The organism is Paraburkholderia sp. BR10882 (assembly GCF_040948855.1).
Classification (GTDB): domain Bacteria; phylum Pseudomonadota; class Gammaproteobacteria; order Burkholderiales; family Burkholderiaceae; genus Paraburkholderia; species Paraburkholderia nodosa_A.
Genome location: NZ_JBFPKP010000016.1, coordinates 85,119 through 111,016 on the forward strand (window position 1 = coordinate 85,119; position 25,898 = coordinate 111,016).

Sequence of the window (25,898 nt, forward strand, 5' to 3'; positions counted from 1 at the left end):
GGGCAACCTGTCCAGGGATCCAGAGGAATACGCCAGTGTTTGCGAATCATGCTGCAGGTCGAATGGTGTCGCGGCCTTTGGCCGTGACGCTGTGTGCGCTGTGTCTAACGGCGGCGGGCGGACTCCTGGCGGGCTGCCGTAAGGGCGAAGAGGCGCAGGTGACGGAAGTGCGCCCGGTACGCGTCGTCAGGATAGAAAAGCAGGAGGCCGGAGCGACCATCGCCTTGACCGGAAGATTGCAGGCGCAGGCCGAGATCAATCAATCGTTCCGTATCGACGGAAGAATGACGTCCCGCAACGTCGATGTCGGGGACCGTGTCAAGGCGGGCCAGGTACTGGCGCGGCTTGACCGGATGAACGAGGAAAGCAGCCTGCAGTCCGCTCGGGCACAGTTGGCCGCCGCGCAGGCACAAGCCCTGGAAGCGCGCACGATGTTCACCCGCATGCGCGATCTGCTTGCGGAGCATGCCGTGTCGCGTGCTTCGTTCGAGCAGTCGGAAGCGATGGCAAAGATCACCCAGTCGCAAGTCGATTCGGCGCAGTCGTTGGTCAACATCGCGCAGAACCGGCTGAGCTATACCGACCTCGTTTCCGACGTAGCCGGCGTGGTGACGGCGCGCGGAGCGGAGTCGGGCGAGGTGGTTCCGGCTGGCCGCATGATCGTGCAGATCGCTCGCGAGGGCGCGGTGGATGCCGTATTCGATGTACCCGCCGCGATCAAGGACGTCGCGCCGGCCAGTCCCGACATCGTCATCGCGCTTGCCAGCAACCCCGAGGTCACCGCCGTTGGTAAGGTGCGCGAAGTATCGCCCCGCGCCGATCCGGTGACCGGAACCTTTGCGGTCCGGGTTCAAGTCCTCAATCCGCCGGCAGCCATGCGCCTTGGCAGTACGGTCATTGGCCACATGACGCTCCCGCGCGCGGCGGCCATCGAAATTCCTTCGAGCGCCCTGATCCAGCCAGGAGGGAAGCCGGCGGTCTGGGTGGTCGATACGAAGACAGGGACGGTTTCGGCGCGTGAGGTCGAGCTTCAGGCGTATGGCGAGGACCGCGTTGAGGTGTCGCAAGGTCTCAACACGGGCGACGTGGTCGTGACTGCCGGCGTGCAGGCATTGCGGCCGGGACAGAAAATTAACTGGACCGAGGCAGCCAGGTGATTGGCCCGAATCTATCCGAGTGGGCGCTTTCGAAGCGCCCCCTGGTCGTGTTCCTCATGATCGCTGCGCTGGTCGCGGGAACCCTGTCATTCTTGGGGTTGGGGCGCGCCGAAGATCCGGTCTTTACATTCCGCACCATGGTGGTGGCCGCTGCGTGGCCGGGGGCCACTGTCGACGACACGCTCTCGCAGGTGACCGAGCGGCTCGAACGCACGTTGCAGGAGACCCGTCACCTGGATCGCATACGCAGCTATACGACAGCGGGTCAGACGACAATCTTCGTCGATCTTCTGCAGTCCACGCCACCCTCCGAAGTCCAGGACGTCTGGTATCAGGTTCGCAAAAACGTGGACGATATGCGACAAACGCTCCCGGCGGGAACGCTCGGGCCGTTCTTCAACGACGACTTCGGCGACACCTACGGCATCATCTACGGCTTCACCGCCGACGGCTACAACATGCGCGAGTTGCGCGATCGCGTCGAGGCGATTCGCTCGCGCCTGCTGCTGGTGCCGGACGTCTCGAAGATCGAGGTCCTGGGCGCTCAGGACGAACAGATTTACATCGAATTCTCGACCACCCGTCTGGCGGGCTTGCGTCTGGACTACCCGACCATCGTCGCCGCATTGAGAGCGCAAAATCTCATCAGGCCGACCGGCGTCCTGCAAACCGGGCAGGAGCGGGTGTTCTTCAGGGTGACGGGCGCCTTCGATTCCGAACGCGACATCGAGAATGTCAACCTCGTGCTGGGAGGGCGCATCGTTCGCCTCGGCGACATCGCCACCGTGAGACGCGGTTTCGCCGACCCTCCACAGCCAATGCTCCGCGTCAACGGCAGGCCGGCCATCGGCCTCGCGATCGCCATGCGCGATTCGGGCGACATACTGGCGCTCGGTCGCAACCTGAAGGCCGAGATGGCCGACGCCACCGCGAACCTGCCCGCTGGCATCGAGCCGTTCCTGGTCGCCAATCAGTCAGATACCGTCGACGTGGCGATCAACGACTTCATGGCGTCGCTCTGGCAGGCGATCATCATCATCCTGGTGTGCAGCTTCGTGAGTCTGGGCATACGGCCGGGGACGGTAGTGGCATTGTCTATCCCGCTGACGCTGGCGATTGTCTTCGGGATCATGGACGTCGTGCACATCGACCTGCACCGGGTCTCGCTGGGCGCGCTGATCATCGCGCTGACCTTGCTGGTCGACGACGCCATGACCACCGTCGACGCCATGATCAATCGCCTCGCCGCCGGTGACAGCAAGGATCAGGCGGCGACGTTCGCGTACCGTACGCTGGCCGCGCCAATGCTGATCGGCACGCTCGTGTCGATTTCCAGTTTCGTGCCGATTGGCTTCGCAAAGAGTTCGGCCGGCGAATATACGTTTTCTATTTTTGCGGTAGTCGCCATCGCGCTGCTCGCGTCGTGGTTCGGTGCGGTGATTTTCTCGCCGCTCGTCGGTGTGGCAATCCTGAAAGCGCCCAAGGCCGAAAAGGAGCCGCGCAAGCCCGGCAAGATGCTCATGGCCTATGACCGCTTCCTGCGCGGCGCGCTGCGGCTCAGGTGGTTGACGATTGCCGTCACGCTCGCGGCGTTCGTGGTGTCGATCTTCCTCGTCCGGTTCGTGCCGCGGCAGTTCTTTCCCGCCTCGGACCGGCCGGAGCTGACGGTGGATCTGACCTTGCGCCAGAACGCGTCCATCCACGCGACCGCGGACCAGGTCGCGCGACTCGAAGCCATTCTGAAAAGCGATCCCGATGTCGATCACTTCAGCAGCTATGTGGGCCGCGGCGCAGTGCGCTTTATTCTTACTCTCAATGTTCAGTTGCCTAATCCGTTTTTCGCACAGGTCATCGTGGTCGCGAAAAGTCTCGAGGCGCGCGACCGGCTGCAATTGAAACTGGAGAAGACGCTGAGCGAGCAGTTCCCCGGTATCGTCGCCCGCGTGTCGCCGCTGGAACTGGGACCGCCGGTGGGGTGGCCGCTGCAGTATCGCGTCTCGGGGCCCGACCCGGCGCAGGTGCGCAGGGCCGCACTCGATCTGGCCGGTATCGTGGGTTCCGACGAGCGAACACGCCACATCAATTTCGACTGGATGGAGCCGGCCCGGCAGATCCGCATCCACATCAACCAGGATGAAGCGCGTCAGCTCGGCGTGAGTTCCGCCGCGCTGGCCGCCATCATGAACACCGTCATTACCGGAACGCCACTCACGCAGATACGCGACGACATCTACCTCGTCAACGTCGTGGCGCGCGCGCAGGAAGAGCAGCCGCTGACGGTGCAGTCACTGAGTACGCTGCAGGTGCCCACGCCGAGCGGGCGCATGGTTCCACTCAGTCAGTTCGCGACGTTCACGGAGGAACAGGAGTCGCCGCTGATATGGCGGCGAAACCGTGTGCCGACGCTCACGGTGCGCGCCGACGTGATGCATGGCGAGCTGCCCGACGAAGTCGTCGCAACGCTCGCGCCGAAAATCGATGCGTTCAACGCGAAGCTGCCCAAGGGTTACCACGTCGCGACTGGCGGCATCTTCGAGGAAAGCGCGACTTCGCAAGCCTCGGTATTTGCCGTGGTCCCGGTGATGATCGTGCTGATGCTGACGAGCATGATGCTGCTGCTGGTGAGCTTCAGGCGCCTGGCCATGGTGGTCTCGGTGATGCCATTGGGCCTGATCGGCGTGGTGCTCGCACTGCTGGTGTTCAACCGGCCGCTTGGTTTCGTCGCCATTCTGGGCATTCTTGCGTTGATCGGCATGATCGCCAAGAACGGCCTGATCCTGATCGTGCAGATCGAGACTTTTCGACACGAGGGCATGGGCGTACTCGAGGCCGTTGTCGCTTCGGGCACATCGCGCATCCGGCCAATGATGTTGACCTCGATCTCGACCGTGCTTGGCCTGATCCCGATCGCGCCTACGGTGTTCTGGGGCGCCATGGCCTTCGCGATCATGGGCGGCTTGCTGGTGGCGACGCTGCTGACCCTGGTGTTCCTGCCGGCCCTGTACATGGTGGTGTTTGGCAAGGAAGACCGGCCGCCGTCGCAGTCGTCGGGGATGGCGAGCGGGGCGACCTGAGCCGCCGGGGCCTGACGCCATCCGGCAGACGCCCGCCGTTTTCGCGCTCGCTGGTTTTTCGATAGAGGAGGCGTATCTTCCATGAGCTCACCAACGCTTCGTGCTTTTCTGCTCGACTGGCGTTCGCACTGGCGCGTCGCGCTGACACGCGCGGTTTGCTTTCTCGCGCTATGGATCATCCTGATGCCGAGCGTCAAGCCGGCCGATCTCGTCTGCGGCCTGATCGCGACGCTCGTCGCGACGCAGATGAGCCTGCGGCTCCTGCCTCCCGTCGCGGGAAGGGTACGGCTCGGCGCCTTACTCGTCTTCGTTCCGCATTTCCTCTTGCAGTCCCTGCTCGCGGGCATCGACGTGGCGCGCCGCGCGTTGGACCCGCGCCTGCCTTTGCGGCCCGGTATCGTGGTCTATCGTGTCGGTTTTCCGCCGGGAACGGCGCGCAATGGTTTCGCCATCATCACGAGCCTCTTGCCGGGGTCGCTGCCGGTAGATGAGACCGCGGACGGACTCGTTTACCACTGCCTCGACACCTCGAAGCGGGTCGACGAACAACTGGCGGACGAAGAACGGCGCCTCGCGGGCGCGCTGGTCAGCGGTGAACGTCATGGCTGACGTGCTCATCGCCGTTTGCGCGCTGGTGCTGCTGATGGTGGCCGTGGGCCTGCTGTCGGTGCTGCGCGGGCCCACGCGCGCCGACCGCATGATGGCCGCGCAACTGTTCGGCACGGGAGGGATCGCGGCGTTGTTGCTGGTCGGCACGGCAAGCGGCGTCGAGGCTGTCGTGGATGTGGCGTTGACGCTCGCCGTGCTTGCGGCGTTCGCGTCGGTCGCCTTCGTCAAGGCCGATCGTCAGGCAGAAGGCGATATCGCGAAAGAGGACCGGAAATGAAAGCCGCAGCCGATATTTTCACGATCATTGCCATGCTGGCCGGCGTTGTCTTTTTCGTGGCCGGCACAGTCGGGCTGTTGCGGTTCCCGGACACGTACACGCGGCTGCACGCGTTGACCAAGGCCGACAATCTAGGCCTGGGCATGGTGGTGCTGGGGCTGTTGCCGCAGACGGGTCACATCGTGATCGCCCTCAAGCTGATCGTGGTCTGGCTGCTGGTAATGCTGACGTCGTCCGATGTGTCGCAGCTCATCGCGCGCGCCGCGCGCCGGCAGGAGGAGCGCGCATGATCGCCGCGATCTCCGTCGGTATCGGCATCCTGTTGCTGGGGCTTGCGCTCTGGACGGTCGTCGTGCGCGATACGTTCGCCGCGGTCGCCGGATTCATTCCTTACGGCCTGCTGCTCACGCTGGCCTGGCTAGTGCTTCGTGCTGTCGACGTCGCATTGACCGAAGCGGCCATCGGTGCGGGCCTGACCGGCGCGCTGCTGATCCGCGCGGCGTCGCGGCTCGAGATCACTGAAGCGGCGGCCCAGGCAGAAACGCCGGGCCTCGCGATGCGTGTCGCGGCAGGCGTGGCCGCCACGGCGGTCGCCGTCGTGATTGCCGTGAGCCTGTTGAGCTTGCCGGACCCCGCGCCGACCCTGGCGCCCGAGGTGGCGCGACACATTCAGGCCACTGGCGTCGGCAACCCGATCACGGCCGTCCTGCTGTCATTCCGCGCGATCGACACGCTGCTGGAAGCCATCGTGTTGCTGTTCGGCGTGGTCGGCGTCTGGTCGCTGGCGCCGGACCGCTGCTGGGGCGGCAGGCCGGGACTGGCGCAGGGGGTGAGTCCCAACGACATTCTGGTGTATCTCGCGCGTGTATTGCCGCCGATCGGCGTCGTGATCGGCATCTACATTTTCTGGGTCGGCGCCGATCATCCGGGTGGCAAGTTCCAGGGCGCCACGGTGATTGCCGCCATGTGGCTGCTCGTCATGATGTCCGGTTTGCGCGATGCGCCGCCGGTCAGCCGGCGCTGGCTGCGCGCCGTCCTTATCGTCGGGCCGGCGGTGTTCATCGCGCTTGGCCTGCTCGGCGCCGTCGTGGCGGGAGCGTTTCTCGCGTACCCCGATGGCTGGGCGAAGGTGTGGATCATCATCATTGAAGCCGCGCTGCTGCCTTCGCTTGCCGTGACCCTGGTCCTCCTGCTCGTCGGTCCACCGCAGCGGCCGGAGGTGAGCCCATGAACGTCTCGCAGTTGTTCGGCTTGACCGCCGCTGCCCTCGTGGGTCTCGGCCTCTATGGCCTGATCGTCAACCCGCAGCCCTTGCGCAAGGTGCTGGCCTTCAACCTCACGGGCAATGGCGTCTTTCTGGCCTGTGCCGTGATCGCGCATCGGGGAGCTGGCGCCGGCATGTCCGGCGACCCGGTGCCGCAGGCGCTATTGATCACGGCGATTGTCGTGTCGTTCGCCGCTTCCGCGCTCGCAGTCGGACTCATGCTGCGCAGGTTCGCGGAAACGGGCTCGAATTCTCTGTCGGCGGACGGTGATGCGGCGTCGGGCGGTGCCCGCGCCAATACGGAGGCGAGGTGACGACGCTGGCGCTCACGGGGCAATCGACGCCGGGCGGGCTGCTGCTGACGCTCGTCGTGTTGCTGCCTTTTGCCGGGATGCTGGCAGGGTTGGCGCTCGGCGGACGCCACGCGCAACGCGTGGCCTGGGTGACGATCGCCTTCGGTTTCGGCCTCGTGCTGGAGATTGCGGCGAGGCTGCTGGTCTCGGGCGACGCATTGCGCTATCTGCTGGGCGGCTGGGCGCCGCCGCTGGGCGTCATGCTCCGCGCCGACGGCCTCTCGGTGTGCATGATGCTCGTGGTTGCCGTGGTGGTGGGGGCGGTGGCGATTTACGCCAATGGCGACTTCGGCACACCGTCCGGCACGAACGAGGCACGCGCGCCGCTGGCGTTCTGGCTGCTGCTGCTGGCGGTATGGGGAGCGCTCAATCTGGTGTTTGTGAGCGCAGACATTTTCACGCTCTACGTCGCGCTCGAACTGCTGACTTTTGCGGGCGTTCCACTCGTGTCCCTCGATGGCCGCGCCGAAACATTGCAGGCTGCGTTGCGTTATCTGTTATACGCGCTGATCGGCTCGATGCTTTATTTGCTGGGGGTTTTTCTGCTCTATGGCGCCTATGGCACGCTGGACATTGCGCTGCTTGCCGCGAGGATCGGGGCGCAGCCGCTAGCCTGGGCCGCGTTGGGGTTGATGACGGCCGGCATGCTCGCCAAAACCGCGCTGTTCCCGCTGCATCTGTGGTTGCCGCCTGCGCACGCGGGCGCACCGGCCGCCGCGAGCGCGCTGCTGTCGGCATTGGTCATCAAGGGATCGTGGTTCGTGGTGGTGCGGTTGTGGGTCGACGTCTTCGCCGGCATCGCAAGCGGGTCCTGCTCGCAACTCCTCGCAGGCCTCGGGGCGCTCGCGATCCTCTTCGGCAATGTGGTGGCGCTGCGCCAGGTGCGGCTGAAGCTCTTGATCGCTTACTCGACGGTCGCCCAGATCGGCTATCTGTTCCTGCTGTTCCCGCTTGCCGTGCAGCACGAAAGTGCTCGGGCCGTCACGGGTGGCCTGTTGCAGGCCGTATCGCACGCGAGCGCAAAAGCGGCCATGTTCCTCGCGGCCGGTCTGATCTATAGCACGCTGGGGCATGACCGTCTGGCCGACCTGCGCGGCGCGGGGCGCGCCCTGCCCATGACGCTGACCGCTTTCGCGCTGGCCGGCGCCACGTTGATCGGCTTGCCGCCTTCCGGGGGCTTTCTGGCCAAGTGGCTGCTGATGTCGGCGGCACTCGCGACGGGGCAATGGTGGTGGGCGCTGGTCATGCTGATCGGCGGCCTGCTCACGAGCGTCTACGTCTTCATGGTGGTCGTGCGTGCGATGGAGCCCGCTGCGCCCGGCTGGTCGCCGCAAAAGCAGGTGCCTCGTTACCAGCAGCTCGCCGTGCTTGGCCTCGCAACGTGTTCGTTCCTGCTTGGCCTCGCCGTGCTGCTGCCGGTCGACGTGGCCCAGATTGGCCGCACAGTGATGCCGCCAGCGGGGCTGCCATGAACGTTTCCCAGGCTCTGCTCGTCGCAGCCGTCGGGTTGCCATTGCTGATGCTGCTGCTCTGTGCGTCGGCGCCGGTTCGCAGGCGCCTGCCGTCATGGTTCGCGGTCGCTGCGCTGCCCGCGCTGGCCGCGGCCGTCGGCGCCAGCCAGAGCGAAACCCTGATGCTCGGCCACAGCCGGTTCGCCCTCAGTTTCGCGCTCGATACGCCAGGCGCGGTGTTGCTCGGCACGGCGGCGCTGTTGTGGTTCTTCGCCGGAATCTATGCCGCACGATATGTACGCGGTCGCGAAGATATCGATGGGTTCGTCGTCTGCTGGCTCATGGCCTTGACCGGCAGCGTGGGCGTGTTCCTGACGGCCGACCTGATTGGCTTCTATCTGATGCTGGCGGTGTTGAGTGTCGGCGCCAGCGGGCTGGTGCTCCAGGGCGATGGGCCCGAAGCCCGATACGCGGGCGCGCTTTATCTTGGCGTTGCATTACTGGCCGAGGCTTTCGTGCTGGGAGGATTGGTCCTGCTCGCACAGGCCACGCCTGGCGGCAGCCTGCTGATTCGCGATGCGGCTGCAGCCTTGCCGGGCTCGCCCTGGCGCAACGCCACGCTGCTATTGCTCCTGGTTGGCCTCGGCATGAAGGCCGGGATGGTGCCGCTGCATGTCTGGATGCCGCACGCCTATCGCGCGGCGCCTGTTCCGGCGGCGGCGGTGCTCAGCGGCGCGGTGGTCAAGGCCAGCGTAATCGCATTGGTTCGTTTTCTGCCATTTACTTTCAACGACGCATGGCCGCACTTTGGCATCCCTTTCGCGGCGCTGGGCATGGTCGGCGCGTTCTACGGCGTGGCGATCGGTATCACTCAGGCCCAGCCGAAAGTCGTGCTTGCATACTCGAGCGTCAGCCAGATGGGCTTCCTGATGGCCGTGATCGGCATGGGGCTCGCCGCAGGCGACCCCACTACCGTCGTGGCAGCCGCTTACTATGCCGCGCACCATCTGCTCGTCAAAGGCACTTTGTTTCTGGCCGTGGGCGTGGTCGCATTGACGGGTGCCGGATCGTTGCGACGAGTGCTGCTGCCCACGGCGGTCATCGCGCTTGGACTGGGCGGATTGCCGTTGACGGGCGGCGCACTGGCCAAGTACGCGGCCAAGGACCTGCTGGGCGGCGATCTGGCCGGGTCGTTGGCTGCGGCGTCTTCAGCCGCGACCACGTTGCTGATGCTTCATTTCGTGCGCTGTCTGGGTGCAGTGGCCACGACCGATTCCCACGCACGCGCGCCGGGGCCGTTCAGGGGGGCATGGCTGGCAATGGTCGTGGTCTCGCTCGCCGTTCCGTGGGTGTTGTATCTGCGTATCCCGGCAGGCTCGCTACCCGAGGCCCTGGCGCCCGCGGCGCTGTGGTCGGCACTCTGGCCGGTACTCGTTGGCGCGGCGCTCGCGATTGGCTGGAACCGATGGGGCAAGACGGTGCCGTCCGTGCCTGTGGGAGATATCTCTGGCTTCCTGCGCGGACTGCAACGCGGCAGCACGGGGGCCGCACGAATTGCTGTGTGTACGGATGCGTTCGTACGCGGATGGGCCGTGTCCTGTCTGACGCTGTTGCTCGCGGCGCTGCTGCTCGGCGGCCTGCTCGCGGTGGCGGCGTGATGTGTGTGGCGCAACCGACCGCACCGCCTGCGCATACGGGACGCGGTCGCAGTAGAACCTGGAGTACGTCATGAGAACGCTGACGCGTGCTGCGATATTCGCCGCCGCTACCAGTTGCCTGGCCGGCTGCATTAGCGTGGGGCCCGATTACAGTCGCCCCGAGGTGGCGGTGCCCGCAACGTGGCGGGTCGATTTGCCCGCGGCTGAAGAAGTCGTCGACACGGCGTGGTGGGAGCAATTCGACGATCCGGTGTTGAACGACCTGATTCAAACCGCACTGCAGGGCAATCTGGACGTGCGTATCGCAGCGGCGCGTATCGACCAGTTCATCGGCTTGTTGCGCGCTGCGCGCTCGCAGGGTCTCCCGCAGATCGGCTATGGCGCCAACGTGAGCCGCAACCGGAACAGCGAGGTCGGGATGCCACCGCTGTCCCCCTTGCTCGATCCCGTATTCAATCTTTATCAGGGCATGCTATCCGCTTCCTGGCAAATCGACCTGTTCGGCCGGGTAAGACGCCTGACCGAAGCCGCGCAGGCGCAGGTCTATGCCAGCGAACAGGCCCAGCGGGGCGTCGTGCTTTCGCTGGTGACAGGCGTGGCGACCAGCTACATCACGCTGCGCGGGCTCGACCGGCAACTCGAAGTCGCACGGGCCACGGCGAGTAACTTCGGCGAAACATTACGCATATTCGAGTTGCGCTATCGCGACGGCCTGGTTTCCCAGACGGAGCTGTCCCAGGTGCGCTCGCAGTACAAGCTGGCTCAATCCGCGATACCGGCCATCAAACAGCAGATCGCCATCGTGGAAAACGGCATTTCTATTCTGCTGGGACGTAATCCCGCGCCCATTGCGCGAGGCAAGTCGGTGAGCGAGCTGGTGCTTCCTGTCATTCCGGCGGATCTGCCTTCGACACTGCTCGAGCGGCGGCCCGATATTTTGCAGGCCGAACAGAATCTGGTCGCGGCCAATGCGAATGTCGGCGCCACGCGTGCGCTTTACTATCCCACTATCTCGCTGACGGGGGCGCTGGGTTCGGTCAGTACCGCGTTCGGCGACTTCCTTTCCGGGCCCGCCTCGCTCTGGTCGGTCGCAGCAGGACTCACCGGGCCGATCTTCACGTCGGGTGCGATTGGTGGCCAGGTGCAGTCAGCCGAGGCACAAAAGCGCCAGGCCGAACTGGTCTACAGGCAGACGGTGCTGGGCGCGTTCAACGACACCAATAATGCGCTCGTCAGCTCACAAATGACCATCGAGCAGACCGCGCTTCAGCAGCAGCGCGTCGATGCTTTGCGCGAATATGCGAGGTTCTCGCGGCTCAAGTTCGAAGACGGGTTGATCGGCTATCTCGAAGTGCTGATATCCGAAAACGACCTGTTCTCCGCCGAGCTTGCGCTCGCCAACTTGCAGGCCTCGCGCTATAACCAGGTGATCAGCGTGTATCAGGCCATGGGTGGCGGCTGGGTGGATATCGCCGATTCGCATACGCCCGTGTCCCTGAGCGCCGACCGAAAGGGCAATGCATCGCAGGGCAGGTGACACAGGCTTTAAAGACATAGGGCCAGGCTGCGCATCACGAAGCATCCGGTCGAATTGATACGCAGCAGAAGAAGGTCAAGGTCACTCTGTGTTTTGAAGTTGCTTCCAAGAGAAAACCCATGCTACGCACGTCGCTGAAGGTAATAAAAATATGCGTGTCGATCCTGGTCGTGCTCGCGTTACTCGCATTGGGTTTGCGGGCATGGTCTTCGCTGCGCGGCCCGCAACTATCGGTCTGGCACACCTACGTGCCGCGGGAGATGACCGTCGAAGCAATAGACGCCGGCGACTGGAGTGCGTACATGCGGGAGGAGTCGCGGCTTTTCGAGGATGTGCGCGTCAACGTCGTCGAAAAGATCGACGCATCCGAGCGTGTCCCGTCGAACCGATACTACGAAGGCTCACCGATCTATCCAGAGCACTTCGCTCAGGACTGGAACCGCTCGTACATACTGGAACCTCCCGGACCGCCGGTGGGAGCGGTCGTGCTGCTGCACGGCATGACGGACTCGCCCTACAGTTTGCGGCACATCGCGCGCAACTATCGTGACCGGGGCTTTGTCGCGATCGCCATCCGTTTGCCTGGACACGGTACCGTGCCTGCGGGACTGACCAATGTCACATGGCAAGAATGGGCCGCAGCAACGCGACTCGCGGTTCGCGAAGCGCGCCGGCGCGTGGGCCCGGACAAGCCGCTGGAACTGATAGGCTTCTCGAACGGCGGCGCGCTTGCCCTGCAATATGCAATGGACGCCATCGAGAACCCCGCGCTCACGCGTCCCACCCGGCTCGTGCTCATTTCGCCGATGATCGGAGTCACGCGTTACGCGCGGTTTGCGGGCCTCGTGGGACTACCCGCGATGTTGCCCGCGTTCGCGCGGGCCGCCTGGCTTGGCATCGTGCCGGAATTCAACCCCTTCAAATTCAACTCGTTCCCGGTGAACGCAGCGCGTCAGTCCTGGTTGCTAACCCGCGCGATCCAGGAGCAGATGGCGAGGCTCGAGCGTGAGAATCGGTTGAATTCGCTCCCTCCCGTGCTGACGTTCCAGTCGGTGACCGATTTCACGGTCAGCACCCCTGCTGTCATGTCGTCGTTGTATGACAAGCTTCCCGCAAACGGCAGCGAAATCGTGTTGTTCGATGTGAACCGCAGCGTGAGTTTCAGAACCTTCCTGCGCGTCGCGTCCTATTCGGCGCTCACACGGCTGCTGCGCATCGGGCCGCAGAACTATCGCACCACGGTCATTGCCAACGCCTCCCAGGATTCGGCTCATACGGTCGAACGCAGTGTCGATGCCGGCAGTGTGGCAACTCACGTTCGCCCTTTGGAAATTGACTATCCTCCGGATATTTTTTCCTTATCGCATGTCGCGATTCCATTTCCCGTGACGGACGCACTCTACGGCATCGAGCCGGGCGACGACGAGAACTTCAATGTCAACCTTGGTACGCTCGCGCCGCGCGGAGAACGCGGCACGTTGATTCTGACGCTCGACTCGATGTTCCGGATTGCATCGAATCCGTTCTTCCCGTATCTCCTGCAACGCGTCGACGAGGGCATCGGCAAGATGCCTCCGCCAGTTGTCGATTCACCGAGGCGCACTCATGAGACCGCTGCCGGGAAGCCGGAGGATCCCGCAGAAGCGTTGAGGGAACTGGAGCAGGCCGGAGATGATTACGTCGAGCCGTAAGCCGACGCCTGCAACAGCAACTCGACTGGAAGAATCGGCAGCATCCAGACACCGGGTCGGCCGACCTTGTTACTGAGCCCGGTTTGTCCGATGATACGGGCAGGGTGCGCAAGCTCGCATGGGGCCGCCGTGGCCACCGGCTGGCCAGACGTACTCGTGGAGCACCGGCACCTGTTGAGTGTTGCGTCATACCCGGAGACGAGCACCGTGAACATGACCCGATTGCTGCTCGGCAGCATCATGCTCTTCGTGGTGGGTACGGTGTTGCAGCTGGTATGGCCGCTGGCGCAGGCGGCGTCGTATCACCACTTCGCCGACCAACGCGCGCTGGGTTTGATACCGCATGCCGCGGACGTGCTGTCGAATCTCGTCATCCTGGCGGCAGGGATCGCCTGCCTCAGTTGGGCGAAGCGCAATGCATCGCGGCAGCCGCCAAAATTCCCCGGCATGGTAGTCGCCGGATTCGGGCTCGTGCTGACCGCAATCGGGTCGGCCTACTATCACTGGGCACCTTCCGACGCGACGCTCGTCTGGGACCGCCTGCCGATGACGATCGTCTTCGCCGGCATACTGGCGATGGTCTGGACGTCGAACACCGGGCAGCGCGTAGGCTGGGTGCCGTTGCTGATCCTGGTTGCGGTATCGCTAGGCACGATCGAGTACTGGCTCGCACTCAACAGCCTGTGGCCGTACGCGATCCTGCAGTTCGGCGGGCTCATGTTCATCGTCGGCTTGACGCTTACGCGCAAGGTGGACAGCGTATTCGGCTGGACGATGGTGATCGTTTTCTACGGGCTGGCCAAGATCTTTGAGAGCCTTGACTGGCAGGTGTGGGAGCTCACTCGCCATGTGATCGCGGGGCATGCGCTGAAGCACGTATCGAGCGGCCTGGCCGGTGCCGCCCTGATTCTGGTGGCGAACGCGGCACCGCGCTTTGCAGTCGGCCCGGTTCCACCGCAGCCGGGAGCGATCGACCATTCCCAGTCGCCGCGCTGACGTGTTCGGATGACAAAGTTTCCGATGGCCGCCAGGATGGAGCCGGACACGCCGCTGGAATACTCGCCTTCTTCGAGCGCGCTCAGGTGAGGCGCGCGTTATCCAGGCTGGCGTCCGTCTTCCCAGCGCGGGTCCGCGGTAATCTGCACAATCAGCCGGCTTTCCAGCGGATTCGCGCTGAGCGTTTCCCAGATGCGTTCGCGCAATTCGTCCTGCGAGGCGAGATCGCTTAGCGTGGACGTTGCGCCGACGAGCACGCTGACTTCGACAAAATTACGCCGGCCCGCCTGGATGACGTGTGTGTGATGGCGCAGAATGCCAAGTTCGCGTTCGAGCTTCGAAAGCGCCATCTCGATCTCCGAACGCGGATTGTTCTCTTCGGGGCTCATGTGCAGCAATTCAGCAAAGCTCGTGCTCACGATCTTCACTGGCGCAAAGAAAAAAATCAGTGAGAGCCCCGCGGTCATTGCACTGTCGACATAGCGCGCCCATAGATAGTGAAAGCTTTCGGGCAATATCGAATACACGAAAAAGCCGAGCAGTGTGGCTGCGCTGAACGAGAATTTCATGATCCATTTCCAGCCGTCGGTTTTGAGCAGCTTGGAATTGATCTGCGCGGCCGCGCGCTTTTTATAGACCACCATGGCAAAGCTGATCACGCAACTCGCGGCGCTGATCAGCATGACGCCTTGCGCATTCACCACGTGGCCGCCCGAACGTATCCCCTCAATCCCGTTCACGAAGCCATATACGCAAACGAGCAGCATCATGAGCCCGTTTATGCCGTTCACGAGCGGCTCGAGGAACCAATACCCGTATTCGAAGCGAGTCGTCGCGGGCCGGCTCACCACGGTGGCCACGAGCAATCCAAGCGCGGAACTCGCGAGATTGAGCAGATAGAAAATGGCGGTGAGCAGCAGCGTATCGGATTGCACGAAGAAGCCATAGCCGACGTTGGCCGCGAAACCGAGGCACACGACGTAAATGGAAACCTTCATCGTGCGCTGCTCGACCGCTGCGAGCCGCGCCTTGCGGAGCGCGTAGCTGATAGGCATGGTTCCTCGCTGTCGAACTTTGGAACGTTTGGATGGCAGCGGTGAGGCGAAACGCAGTCACGAGGCCGATGGATGCGGGCAGGCGCCGTGGCGCGCGGCTAACGCCACGCCGGGGTGCTCAGCCCGACGATCGCGGCGAGTCCGCCGCCCATCACCACGAGAAACGCGCACCACTCGGGCCGCGAAAATAGCGCCTCGCCACGCTCGCGACGCGCCCACATGTACAGCAGGCTGCCGGGTCCATAGAGCAGTGCGGACATGACGAGCAGTTCCAGCCCGCAAGCGTAAAGCAGGAACAGTGTATAAATCGTGGCGATGCCCGCTGTGGCATAGCGCAGTGTGCGCGTTCGCGCGCTCATGGCCGCTTGCGGCAGTGCGCGGATGGCCTTGAGCCCGAAGGTCGCCACGAAGAAGTAGGGGATGAGCGCCATCGCGCTCGTGAGGCGCAGCATGAGCGAGAAGGCGTCGGTGGACCAGTAGGTGCTGATGACGAAGGCCTGTACCACGCCGCTCGTGAGCCAGATCGCGGCGGTGGGAAGCTGCCGGGCGTTGCGGCGCGCGAAGATGGCTGGCATGGCGTCCGCTTTCGCGCTCGCATACAGCACTTCCGCGCAGATCAGCGACCACGCGAGGTAGGCGCCGAGAACGGAGACGATGAGCGCACCGCCGATGAACACCACGCCCGGCGAGCCGATCACGGCGCCAAGCACCGACGCCATCGAAGGTTGCCGCATGACGGCGATATCCACGCGCGGGAGATGCGCATAGGGCAGCAGCGTCACGAGCACGAGCAGCAACAGCACGAAGGCGAAGCCGAGTACCGTTGCCGCGCCCACGTCCGAGCGCTTCTTCGCGTAGCGCGAATAGACGCTTGCGCCTTCGATGCCGAGAAACACGAATACCGTCACGAGCATGGTCCCTTTGACCTGCGGGGCAAGCCCTCGAGCGCTTTCCGCGAGATTGTCCGTGAACGGCTCCGCACTCGCATAGACGCTCAAAATGCCGATAAAAACGAAAATGGGCAGAATCTTGACGACAGTAAGAATCGCATTGATGAGCGTGGCCTGCTGAATGCCGCGCAGCAGCATCCAGTGAAATGCCCATATGCCGACGGACGAAACGGCAATGGCAATCGGTGTATTGCCGTTTCCAAATGCCGGCACGAATGCGCCGAGCGTGGATTTGATCAGCACCCAATAAGAGACATTACCGAAGCAACCGGCCATCCAGTAGCCGAACGCAGAGAGAAAGCCGGCGTAGCCGCCGAAGCCGTCACGTGCATAAGCAAAGATGCCGGAGTCGAGGTCGGGCCGGATTTCGGCGAGAAGCTGGAAGACGCGGGCCAGCATATACATGCCGCCTCCCGCAATGCACCATGAGATGACGGCGGCCATTGGGCCCGCTTCGAGCGCGAAGTTGCGCGGCAGCGAATAGATGCCGGCGCCGACCATGGAGCCCACGACCATGGCCGTCAGGACCGGCAGCGACAATTTCTGGTCATCCGTCGATTTCATGTTCGAGCCTTTTTCTGATCTTTGACCGGTCGTAATGCAAGCGCGGGAAATCGCGGATAAAAAATGCGCGCCACATTGAATCGATGAACTATTCTCGAACGAATGTCACGTTGAATACATCATGTGCGAATCGTATTCCATAATGTTCGTCAGGTGTCCGGAGGATGGAAAGCAAAAGGAGAATTACCGGGAACGTATTGGTTGAATGTTCGCTAATGACCCTATGTGTAATCGTTAGCAAACAGGTCGAATGAATTAGCGAATCCGCAATGCGCCGCATTAGGGGGAATCTCATGCGATATCTCGCAGCAACACTTCTTGGCTCCGCAGTTGCTTCGCTCGCGCTTTCCGGCTGTGAGGCGCCGACTTCTGGCTCTGTCTTCACGCCAGCCCAGGCGCAGCAGGTGTTCGTGGTCGAACTCGGTGCGGTCGAATCGGTTCGGCCCGTCACGATCCAGCCGGGCCCAACGGGCATCGGCGCGATCACCGGAGGCGCGCTTGGCGGCATCGCGGCAGGCAGCAACATCGGGCGCGGCACCGGCGCCGTTGCAGCGGGCATTGGCGGCGCCGTGCTGGGCGGCGCGGCAGGCAATGCCGTGGAGCAGCGCGTCACGCAGCGGCAAGGCCTTGAAATCGTCGTGCGTCTGGATTCGGGACAACTGATATCGGTGGTCCAGGATTCGGATCAGCAATTCGTCCCCGGTGATCGTGTGCGTGTGCTGATGGGCAACAACTCGGTGCGCGTGACGCGGTGACCCTGCAGGCGCCCGAAGCCTGAACGGCGGCGCAGCGGTGCGCCGGCCGCCCGATAAAGCGCAGTTCCAAACAAAAAGCGAGGAAACCGATGGCCGATACCGAGCAGAAGATGAGTCGCGTGCAGTTGACCGCGATGGTAGTCGGGGGCATGGTGGGCGCCGGGATTTTTTCTCTGCCGCGGACCTTCGCCAATGCAACGGGGCCGGTCGGCGCGGCGATTGCGTGGCTCGTGGCGGGCGTGGGCATGTACACGCTCGCGCGCGTGTTTCAGGCGCTCGCGGAGCGCAAGCCGAATCTCGACGCCGGTGTGTTCGTCTATGCGAAAGAGGGCTTTGGCGATTACCCCGGCTTCCTCTCGGCGTTCGGTTACTGGATCGGCAGTTGCATCGGCAACGTTTCGTACTGGGTGCTGATCAAGTCCACGCTGGGCGCGTTCTTCCCGATTTTTGGCGACGGCAACACGGTCACGGCCATCATCGTCGCGTCGATCGGCATCTGGCTGTTTCACTTCCTCATTCTGCGCGGCGTGAAGCAGGCCGCATTCATCAACACTGTCGTGACGTTCGCCAAGGTCATTCCGATCGTGGTGTTCATCGTCATCCTCCTGTTCGTCTTCAAGTACGGGACCTTCCACCTGAATATCCAGTCCGCCGCGCAAGAGGGCGGCCTCATCCAGCAGATTCGCGCGACGATGTTCGTGACCGTGTTCGTGTTCATCGGCATCGAAGGGGCGAGCGTGTATTCGCGTTACGCGAAGGAGCGCACGGACGTGGGTCGTGCAACGATCTTCGGCTTCGCTGGCGTGACCACGCTCATGGTGCTCGTTTCCATGCTGCCTTTCGCCGTGCTGCCGCGCGCGGACGTGGCGGGCATGCGCCAGCCCTCCATGGCGGCCGTGCTCGAGAGCGTGGTCGGTCCGTGGGGCGGGATTTTCGTGAGCATCGGCCTGATCGTTTCCGTGCTCGGCGCGTATCTGGCGTGGTCGCTGATCTGCGCGGAGGTGATGTTCGCGGCGGCGCGCAATCAGGACATGCCGGCCGTGTTCGCGCGCGAAAACGCCAACAACGTGCCGGCCAATGCGCTCTGGATCACCAATATCGTCGTGCAGTTGCTGGTCGCGAGCACGTATTTCTCGCGCGATGCGTTCTCGCTGATGCTCAACCTCACGAGTTCGATGTCGCTGATTCCGTATCTGTTCGTCGCCGCCTACGGGTTCATGGTCTCGAACCGCGGCGAGAGCTACGAGGTTCGGCCCGAGGAGCGCAGGCGCGATCTCGCGCTGGCCACGGTCGCCGTGATCTACACGTTGTTCATGATCGTGGCCGGCGGTCTCAAGTTCATTCTGCTATCGGCGATTCTTTACGCGCCTGGCACGGTGCTTTATTTCCTCGCGCGGCGCGAGCGCAAGCTGAAGGTTTTCCAGCGTACGAGCGACTGGGTCATTTTCATCGTGGCGGCCGTAGCGGCCATCGTAGGCGTCGTTGCGCTGGCCACGGGCACCATGGCGGTCTAACGAGAACGAGCGGAGATCGATATGTCCAAGGCGAAGGGCGGTGGCAAGAGTGAAAGGGGCGAAAAGGTAGAAAAGGCGGAAAAGGTAGAAAAGGCGGAGAAAGCCGCGAAGGGCGGCAAGGGCAAGGCGAAGGAAGGGAGCGCGCTTGGCGTGTACTCGGAGGTCGGGCAACTGCGCAAGGTGATGGTGTGTGCCCCCGGCATGGCGCACTCGCGTCTCACGCCGAGCAATTGCGACGAGCTGCTGTTCGACGACGTGCTGTGGGTCGACAACGCGAAGCGCGACCATTTCGACTTCGTCACGAAGATGCGCGACCGCGGCGTCGAGGTCGTGGAAATGCACAACCTGCTCGCCGAAACCGTTGCCGTGCCAGAAGGCAAGAAGTGGATTCTCGACAACCAGATCGTGCCGAACCAGGTCGGGCTGGGGTTCATCGACGAACTGCGCAGCTATCTGGAAGAGCTCGAGGATCGCAAGCTGGCCGAGACCTTGCTCGGCGGCCTTTCGATCCACGATTTCCCCGAATCGCATGGCGGCGCGGCGCTCAAGGTCGTGCGCGAAGCGGCCGGGTCCACCGAATATCTGCTGCCGCCGCTGCCGAACACGATCTACACGCGCGACACCACTTGCTGGATTTACGGCGGCGTGACGCTCAATCCGCTGTACTGGCCCGCGCGGCACGAGGAAACGATTCTAGCCGCGGCGATTTACCAGTTTCATCCGGATTTCGCGGGCAAGGTCAACGTGTGGTGGGGCGACCCCACACAGGACCACGGCATGGCGACGCTCGAAGGCGGCGATGTCATGCCCATCGGCAACAAGACCGTGCTGATCGGCATGAGCGAGCGCACCTCGCGCCAGGCGATCAGCCAGCTCGCCGCCACGCTCTTCAAGAAGGGCGCCGCCGAGCAGGTGATCGTGGCGGCGATGCCGAAAATTCGCGCGGCCATGCACCTCGATACGGTCTTCACCTTTGCCGATCGCGACTGCGTGCTGATCGCGCCGGATTTCCTCGCACGCACGCGCACCTTCACGTACCGGCCCAGCGATCAACCGGCGGGTGTGGAGCTGCGCCAGGAGAAGAAGTCCTTTGTCGAGGTGGTGAGCGCGGCGCTCCGCATCAAGAAAATGCGTGTGGTGGAAGCGGGCGGCAACGACTACCAGCGTGAACGCACACAATGGGACAGCGGCGCGAACCTCGTTTGCACCTCGCCCGGCGTGGTCTTCGCTTACGACCGCAACACCTATACGAACACGCTGCTGCGCAAGGCCGGCATCGAGGTCGTGACGATCGTGGGCGCGGAACTGGGGCGCGGGCGCGGCGGCGGCCATTGCATGACGTGCCCGATCATTCGCGACGCAGTGGACTTCTAGCGTCGCAGGGCGAGGAGATCGTTGCGGGCGCAAGCAGCGGCGGCATCTCCGCGCCGCAATGGTGCCGGATCGATGGGGCGTGGAAGTCGAGACTTTCAAAGCTTACGGGCATGCGGACTGCTGCGCAGTCCTGTGGGGTGCGCCATGCGCGCACCTCGCCCCCATCGCAACCATCTGATCCCCGATCATGGACGATTTCCTCAACCGCCTTTTCCATCTGCAACCCTCGCTGCTCGCCACGATGACACACGACGTGATGAATGTGATCGTCGCCGTTCTGATACTGGTGGTTGGGTGGTGGGTTTCCAATCGCGTGGCGCACATATTCGCGAGCATGCTCGCGCACTCGCACGCCGATCCCACGCTCGCACCGATGCTCGCAGGTATGGCGGCATGGACCGTGCGCGTCATTGCGCTCGTTGCCGCGCTCAGCGAGGTGGGCATCGCCACGGCTAGCGTGCTCGCCGCGCTGGGCGCCGCCGGTCTCGCCATCGGCCTCGCATTGCAAGGCACGCTGCAAAACATCGCTGCCGGCATCATGCTGCTGATGCTGCGCCCGTTTCGCGCGGGCGACGTGATCGAAGGCAGCGGCGCGGCGGCGGGCATCGTGTGCGAAGTGGGGCTGTTCACCACGCGCATCGAGCGCGGCGACGGCAACGTCGTCTTCGTGCCGAACAGCCAGATCTGGAGCAATCCCGTCATCAACTACAGCAGCGGCGGCACGCAGCGTATCGACGTCACGGTCGATCTCGCGCGGCGCGACCAGGTGGACGCCGCCATCGGCAAGCTCAAGGAGATGGTTTCCGCCGAACCGCGCGTGCAGAACGGCACGACGCTCGCGCCGACGGTCGCCGTGGACAGCTACCCGTCCAGCGGCGGCGCGCGCTTGCTGGTGCGCGCCTGGGTGCGCAACGCCGACGCGCAATACGCCGTCGACGACATCCGCGGACATGCGCGCGAAACACTCGCCACAGCGGGACTCGCCGTAACCGGCAACGCGCGCATGGCGGCCGACCATGCGGCGCTCACGCGCTCGTGAGCCGTTGTTCAAACGTAGCGTTAAAGCACATTGAGCATGGCGAGCGCGCTTTCCTGCAGATGCGGCAGAACGCGCTGAAGGGCCGCCTCGGGACTTTCCTCGCCCATCGGCATGTTGGTGCTGAGCGCGGCGACGACTTCGCCGCTGCGATTCCTGAGCGGCACGGCAATGCCGCGCACGCCCACCTGCAACTGCTGCTCGATGAGCGCATAGCCGTCCACGCGTGCGCGCCCGATTTTCTCGCGCAGGCGCGCGCCGCTCGTGATCGTATGCGGCGTGAAGGGCGACAGTTCGACCGTATCGAGCCACGCTGAAACTGCGCTTTGATCGGCCTCGTGCGCGAGCAGCACCACGCCCGGCGAGATGAGCGGCGCGGGCACGCGCGCGCCGAGTACGAAGCCAGTCGTCATGACGCGCGACACGCCATTGCGCGCGATCACGACGAGGTCCCAGCCGTCGAGCACGCTCACATAGGCCGACTCGTTGAGCGTCGCGCTCAGCTGCTGCAGATAGGGCTGCACGGTGCGCGGCAGACGCGCCGAATCGAAGTAAGACCAGCCTACCCGCAGCACGCGCGGCGTAAGGCCGTACAGCCGGCCGTCCGTGTACACATAGCCCAGCGATTCGAGCGTGAGCAGATAGCGGCGCGCGGCGGTGCGCGAGAGGCCGGTGCGCTCGGCCGCCTGGGTGGGCGTCATGCGCGCGTGCTCGCTGTCGAAGGCTTCGAGAATCGCGAGGCCTTTTTCGAGCCCGGCGATCCAGTCGCGCCGGTCCAGTGGCGGTTTTTTCATCGGCGCGCAAGGCCCTGTGCTGCACGGTGGCCAAAACAATGGAAAAAGCCGCAAGCGCGAAACGCCTGCGGCTTGCGTGCGAACGATCGGCTCCTGCTCACTCCGGCTTCATGCGCGCCGCCACGATCAGCGAGATCAGGCAGCCAATCGCGAGGTACGCGGCAACGAGGTGCCACGAACCGCCGCCGAAGCCCACCAGCGCCACGGCGATGAACGGGGTGAAGCCGCCGCCCACCACGCTCGCGAACTGGTAGCCCACGCCCGCGCCGCTGTAGCGGTACTCCGCGCCGAACAGCTCGGTGAAGAGCGGTTGCTGCACGCTCACGACCATGTCGTGGGCGATGTTCGCGAGCATCACGGAGAAGATCACGATCCAGATCGTGGCCCGCGCTTCGAGCGCGAGGAAGAACGGCACGGCGCTCAGGAGACCGATGAACGCGCCGATCAGATAGATGCGGCGCAGCCCGAGGCGATCGGCGAGCCACGCGAAGCAGGGGATCGTCACGCAGGAGAGCGCGCCGACGAACAGGCCGATGCCGAGAAAGAGATCGCGCGACATGCCGAGGTTGGTGGTCGAATAGCTCAGCGCGAAGGCGGTCACGATATACATCGTGAAGAGTTCGGCAAGGCGCAGCGCGATGATGTACAGGAAGGCCTTCGGGTGACGCGTGAGCGCTTCGAGCACCGGCATCTTGAGCTTGCGATGACCGTGCTCGACTTTCTCGACGAACTCGCGCGACTCGTCCATGCTCGAGCGCACCCAGAGGCCGACGAGCACCAGCACCACGCTGAAGAGGAACGGCAGACGCCAGCCCCACGAACGGAACGCCGCGTCGCCGAGCAGGTGGCTCAGGAGCGCCACGAGGCCGGTGGCGAGCACGAGGCCCACGCCATAGCCCACCTGCACGCCGCTGCTATAGAACGCCTTCTTGCCGCGCGGCGCGCTTTCCACGGCCATCAGCGCCGCGCCGCCCCATTCGCCGCCCACGGCGAAGCCTTGCAGCGCGCGCATCGTGACGAGCAGCACGGGCGCCCACCAGCCGATGGTCGCAAAGGTCGGCAACAGACCGATGGCCACGGTGGAAAGGCCCATCATCATGACGGTCAGAACGAGCATGCGTTTGCGGCCGAGCCGGTCGCCGAAGTGGCCGAACACGACGCCGCCGAGCGGCCGGAAGAGAAAGCCCACACCGAAGGTCGCGAACGCGGCGAGCGTGCCCATGGTCCTGCCGACCTGCGGGAAGAACGCCACGTTGAACACCAGCGCGGCGACGATGCCATAGAGCAGGAAGTCGTACCAGTCGACGACCGCGCCGACGAAGCTGCCGAGCGCCGCCTTGCGGGCCTGGCTGCGCGACGGTGCGAAAGGGGCGGCGTCGCCGGTGGTGTCGAGGCTTGGGGTCATCAGTTGTCTCCAGACTGTTGCGCATGTGCCATGCTGCTGCAGTATTCAGGATGCGCGCTAAACGTGAGACGCAGCATAGGGCGGCCCTCGCGGTCCGGCAATGCGTGGTGGCGCTGTTTTGCGCGATTATCGCCCAAGTGCGTGCGATTATCGAACGCTTTGCGGGTTTGCACCGAGATGGCGCGTGGACCGACCGCGCACGGCGGTCTTCGTCAAAATGAACGAAATGGTTAAAATCGGCCTGCCTCATATGCCAGATTCGCGGCCTCGAAGTCGCGACGGGGCGGCGAGGTGTCCGTTTCAGCGCTTGCGTCAGGAGCCCACTGCATGTCCAGCCCCTCTAATCCTCCGCCGCAGGCGGACAATCCGCTCGGCATGGCGGGACTCGAGTTCGTCGAGTTCGCCGCGCCCGAACCCGCCGATCTCGGCCGCCGTTTCGAGCAGTTCGGCTTCAAGGCGATCGCACGCCACGTGAGCAAGGCGGTCACGCTCTACCGCCAGGGCGAGATGAATTTCCTGCTGAACGCCGAGCCCGACTCGTTCGCCGCGCGTTACGCGCAGGAGTACGGCATGGGCGTCTGCGCGATCGGCGTGCGCGTCGACAATGCCAGGCGCGCCTTCGAGCACGCCATCTCGCTCGGCGCGTGGGCGTTCGAAGGCGAGCGTCTCGGTCCCGCGGAGCTGCACATTCCCGCGATCCAGGGTATCGGCGACTCGCACCTCTATTTCATCGACCGCTGGCGCGGCCGCGGCGGCCAGCGCGGCGGCGTGGGCGACATTTCGATCTTCGACATCGACTTCCGGCCCATCGACGTCGCCACGGCGCATACCGATCTCGATCACGGCGGCACCGGCCTCACGCGCGTCGACCATCTCACGCAAACGGTGGGGGCGGGGCGCATTGCCGAATGGCTCGACTTCTATCGCGACCTGCTGCATTTCCGCGAGATCCACGAAATCAACGCGAACTGGCACGTGTCCGAGGAGTCCCGCGTGATGGTTTCGCCCGATGGCGAACTGCGCATTCCTGTTTATGAGGAAGGCACGCGGCGCACGCAGCTATTGCACGACTATCTGCCCGAGCATCCCGGCGAAGGCGTGCAGCACATCGCGCTGGCGAGCAACGACATCCTCGCGAGCGTCGATGCGCTCAAGGCCAATGGCGTGGAGTTCGTCGAACCGCCGCCCGCTTACTACGACACCGTGGATGCGCGTTTGCCAGGCCACGGCGTGGATCTGGAAGCGCTGCGCAAGCGCCATGTGCTGATCGATGGCGAGATTGGCGAAGACGGCGTGCCGCGGCTCTTTTTCCAGACCTTTGCCAAACGCCATCCCGGCGAGATCTTTTTCGAAGTCGTGCAGCGCAGCGGCCACCACGGTTTCGGCGAGGGCAATCTCGACGTGCTCGCGCGGGCGCGCGAGGCGGCCGCGAAGCTGGGCCAGGCGCCCGGCTAAGTCCCGCCGTGCACGACGTCAGCGTTCCACGCGTGATTTCGCGGCTGCGCCCGTTGTCCTGCGCGTGCGCGCGGTAGCGAGCGCGGCGGCGCGCGGCGAGACCATCGTGCGGCAGCGATGGCGAATTTCCTTGCTGAACTCGGTGCACGCCTGGGTCATCAGGTCGGTGGCACCCCGTGTCATGTCGAGACTTTGCCGACCAGATGAAAACGCGACGAGGGATGCCAAAGCTCGACGGCGGTCGCCACGGCACTGCCGACCCACGTACGCCGCCACATCAGCAGGCAGGGCTCGCCAATATTCATCGCAAGATGGCGTCGTATATCCGCATCCGGTTTTTGCGCGTAGATCCGGAACTCCGCCCGTTGAACCGGCGCGAGCCGCATCATGTAGTGGTTCGGTGTTTCCCGTGTGAAGTCCTGTTCGAGATAACCCGGAAACACATGGGGGTTCACGTAGCGGTCCTCGTACAGAATCGCTTCGTCTTCCTCGTAGTGGACGATACGCGAATGGAACACGGAACCGCAGCCGAGCTCGAGCGCGGCCATCGCCTGATCGTTCGAGCTTGCTCCCAGCGTCAGCACTCGCGCGCTGTGCCGGTGGCCGCGCGCGGCGATTTCGTCGGCAATGTTGCGAACCTCGAGGACGGTCGATTCGACGTCGCGCGAGGCGACGAACGTTCCCGCGCCCTGAACGCGTCTGAGCACATGCTCGGCCGACAGTTCGCGCAGCGCGCGCGATACGGTCATTCGCGCGACGCCGAATTCCTTGACGAGCTCTGTCTCCGACGGAATGGCCTCACCGGGCTTCCAGGTCCCGTCCGTGATTCGATCGACCACGTAGCGCTTGATCTGCTCATACGCTGGAGCGGCCTTATGCGCTGTCGCGGACTGCGTCGAGTTGTCGATCAGCGAAGATGGCGCGTTCAT

23 protein-coding genes are annotated in these 25,898 nt (G+C 64.1%); 17 read left to right on the plus strand and 6 right to left on the minus strand.

The genetic code is table 11. From position 1 onward, the window contains the following. Positions 1 to 83 precede the first annotated feature (83 nt). From AB3X99_RS30745 to AB3X99_RS30800, 12 genes are all read left to right on the plus strand, one after another. The gene (locus AB3X99_RS30745) at positions 84 to 1,157 is read left to right on the plus strand and encodes an efflux RND transporter periplasmic adaptor subunit (RefSeq protein WP_368619097.1); all 1,074 of its coding nucleotides are present in this window, start codon (positions 84 to 86) and stop codon (positions 1,155 to 1,157) included. Continuing rightward, positions 1,154 to 4,231: an efflux RND transporter permease subunit gene (locus AB3X99_RS30750; RefSeq protein ID WP_368619049.1), complete on the plus strand. Its 3,078-nt coding sequence runs from the start codon at positions 1,154 to 1,156 to the stop codon at positions 4,229 to 4,231. Before AB3X99_RS30745 ends, AB3X99_RS30750 begins: the two co-directional genes overlap by 4 nt. An 81-nt stretch (positions 4,232 to 4,312) precedes the next feature. Next, positions 4,313 to 4,840: a Na+/H+ antiporter subunit E gene (locus AB3X99_RS30755; protein WP_069267112.1), complete on the plus strand. Its 528-nt coding sequence runs from the start codon at positions 4,313 to 4,315 to the stop codon at positions 4,838 to 4,840. Continuing rightward, positions 4,833 to 5,117 carry a monovalent cation/H+ antiporter complex subunit F gene (locus AB3X99_RS30760; protein WP_069267111.1) on the plus strand — a complete coding sequence of 95 codons (285 nt, stop codon included), beginning with the start codon at positions 4,833 to 4,835 and terminating at the stop codon, positions 5,115 to 5,117. The genes AB3X99_RS30755 and AB3X99_RS30760 overlap by 8 nt, the downstream gene beginning before the upstream one ends. Then, positions 5,114 to 5,407 (plus strand): monovalent cation/H(+) antiporter subunit G, encoded by a 294-nt coding sequence (gene mnhG / locus AB3X99_RS30765; RefSeq protein WP_368619050.1) that lies wholly within the window; start codon positions 5,114 to 5,116, stop codon positions 5,405 to 5,407. Before AB3X99_RS30760 ends, mnhG begins: the two co-directional genes overlap by 4 nt. Continuing rightward, positions 5,404 to 6,348: a hydrogenase subunit MbhD domain-containing protein gene (locus tag AB3X99_RS30770; protein WP_368619051.1), complete on the plus strand. Its 945-nt coding sequence runs from the start codon at positions 5,404 to 5,406 to the stop codon at positions 6,346 to 6,348. Before mnhG ends, AB3X99_RS30770 begins: the two co-directional genes overlap by 4 nt. Then, positions 6,345 to 6,695 (plus strand): NADH-quinone oxidoreductase subunit K, encoded by a 351-nt coding sequence (locus AB3X99_RS30775; RefSeq protein ID WP_133184712.1) that lies wholly within the window; start codon positions 6,345 to 6,347, stop codon positions 6,693 to 6,695. The genes AB3X99_RS30770 and AB3X99_RS30775 overlap by 4 nt, the downstream gene beginning before the upstream one ends. Beyond that, the gene (locus AB3X99_RS30780) at positions 6,692 to 8,206 is read left to right on the plus strand and encodes a complex I subunit 5 family protein (RefSeq protein WP_368619052.1); all 1,515 of its coding nucleotides are present in this window, start codon (positions 6,692 to 6,694) and stop codon (positions 8,204 to 8,206) included. The genes AB3X99_RS30775 and AB3X99_RS30780 overlap by 4 nt, the downstream gene beginning before the upstream one ends. After that, entirely contained in the window at positions 8,203 to 9,843 is a 1,641-nt protein-coding gene (locus tag AB3X99_RS30785) for a proton-conducting transporter membrane subunit (protein WP_368619053.1), read from the plus strand. The genes AB3X99_RS30780 and AB3X99_RS30785 overlap by 4 nt, the downstream gene beginning before the upstream one ends. Before the next feature lie 70 nt (positions 9,844 to 9,913). After that, complete coding sequence (locus tag AB3X99_RS30790) at positions 9,914 to 11,380, plus strand: efflux transporter outer membrane subunit (RefSeq protein WP_368619054.1); 1,467 nt, start codon at positions 9,914 to 9,916, stop codon at positions 11,378 to 11,380. A gap of 119 nt (positions 11,381 to 11,499) precedes the next feature. Further along, positions 11,500 to 13,071, plus strand: coding sequence for an alpha/beta hydrolase (locus tag AB3X99_RS30795; RefSeq protein WP_368619055.1), 1,572 nt, complete (start codon positions 11,500 to 11,502; stop codon positions 13,069 to 13,071). A 213-nt stretch (positions 13,072 to 13,284) separates the two neighbouring features. Next, complete coding sequence (locus AB3X99_RS30800; protein ID WP_342946635.1) at positions 13,285 to 14,067, plus strand: hypothetical protein; 783 nt, start codon at positions 13,285 to 13,287, stop codon at positions 14,065 to 14,067. A 98-nt stretch (positions 14,068 to 14,165) separates the two neighbouring features. Here the strand turns inward: AB3X99_RS30800 and AB3X99_RS30805 are convergent, their stop codons facing one another. After that, positions 14,166 to 15,122: a cation diffusion facilitator family transporter gene (locus AB3X99_RS30805; protein WP_342946258.1), complete on the minus strand. Its 957-nt coding sequence runs from the start codon at positions 15,120 to 15,122 to the stop codon at positions 14,166 to 14,168. A 98-nt stretch (positions 15,123 to 15,220) separates the two neighbouring features. Beyond that, positions 15,221 to 16,636, minus strand: a complete 1,416-nt coding sequence (locus AB3X99_RS30810) for a basic amino acid/polyamine antiporter (protein WP_069267102.1) — start codon at positions 16,634 to 16,636, stop codon at positions 15,221 to 15,223. A gap of 293 nt (positions 16,637 to 16,929) precedes the next feature. Between AB3X99_RS30810 and AB3X99_RS30815 the strand changes: the two genes are divergently transcribed. The 4 genes from AB3X99_RS30815 to AB3X99_RS30830 all read left to right on the plus strand — a co-directional run bounded on the left by AB3X99_RS30815 (position 16,930) and on the right by AB3X99_RS30830 (position 21,318). After that, a complete protein-coding gene (locus AB3X99_RS30815; RefSeq protein WP_254315497.1) occupies positions 16,930 to 17,391 on the plus strand; it encodes a hypothetical protein in 462 nt (153 codons plus the stop codon). 89 nt (positions 17,392 to 17,480) lie between these two features. Beyond that, positions 17,481 to 18,905 carry a basic amino acid/polyamine antiporter gene (locus AB3X99_RS30820; protein WP_368619056.1) on the plus strand — a complete coding sequence of 475 codons (1,425 nt, stop codon included), beginning with the start codon at positions 17,481 to 17,483 and terminating at the stop codon, positions 18,903 to 18,905. Between the two features lie 21 nt (positions 18,906 to 18,926). Beyond that, positions 18,927 to 20,279 carry an arginine deiminase gene (gene arcA, locus AB3X99_RS30825; RefSeq protein ID WP_368619057.1) on the plus strand — a complete coding sequence of 451 codons (1,353 nt, stop codon included), beginning with the start codon at positions 18,927 to 18,929 and terminating at the stop codon, positions 20,277 to 20,279. A 187-nt stretch (positions 20,280 to 20,466) separates the two neighbouring features. Next, entirely contained in the window at positions 20,467 to 21,318 is an 852-nt protein-coding gene (locus AB3X99_RS30830) for a mechanosensitive ion channel family protein (RefSeq protein ID WP_368619058.1), read from the plus strand. 20 nt (positions 21,319 to 21,338) lie between these two features. On the opposite strand, the gene AB3X99_RS30835 is transcribed toward AB3X99_RS30830, so the two are convergent. Then, positions 21,339 to 22,109, minus strand: coding sequence for an IclR family transcriptional regulator C-terminal domain-containing protein (locus AB3X99_RS30835; RefSeq protein ID WP_342946254.1), 771 nt, complete (start codon positions 22,107 to 22,109; stop codon positions 21,339 to 21,341). Between the two features lie 97 nt (positions 22,110 to 22,206). Next, on the minus strand, positions 22,207 to 23,514 hold the full coding sequence (shiA, locus tag AB3X99_RS30840; protein ID WP_069267097.1) for a shikimate transporter: 1,308 nt from the start codon (positions 23,512 to 23,514) through the stop codon (positions 22,207 to 22,209). A gap of 327 nt (positions 23,515 to 23,841) precedes the next feature. Here shiA and AB3X99_RS30845 point away from each other — a divergent pair, with 327 nt between their 5' ends. Beyond that, positions 23,842 to 24,969 (plus strand): 4-hydroxyphenylpyruvate dioxygenase family protein, encoded by a 1,128-nt coding sequence (locus AB3X99_RS30845; RefSeq protein ID WP_368619059.1) that lies wholly within the window; start codon positions 23,842 to 23,844, stop codon positions 24,967 to 24,969. 18 nt (positions 24,970 to 24,987) lie between these two features. Here the strand turns inward: AB3X99_RS30845 and AB3X99_RS30850 are convergent, their stop codons facing one another. Then, complete coding sequence (locus AB3X99_RS30850; protein WP_176732959.1) at positions 24,988 to 25,152, minus strand: hypothetical protein; 165 nt, start codon at positions 25,150 to 25,152, stop codon at positions 24,988 to 24,990. Continuing rightward, entirely contained in the window at positions 25,149 to 25,898 is a 750-nt protein-coding gene (gene hutC, locus AB3X99_RS30855) for a histidine utilization repressor (protein WP_069267095.1), read from the minus strand. The genes AB3X99_RS30850 and hutC overlap by 4 nt, the downstream gene beginning before the upstream one ends.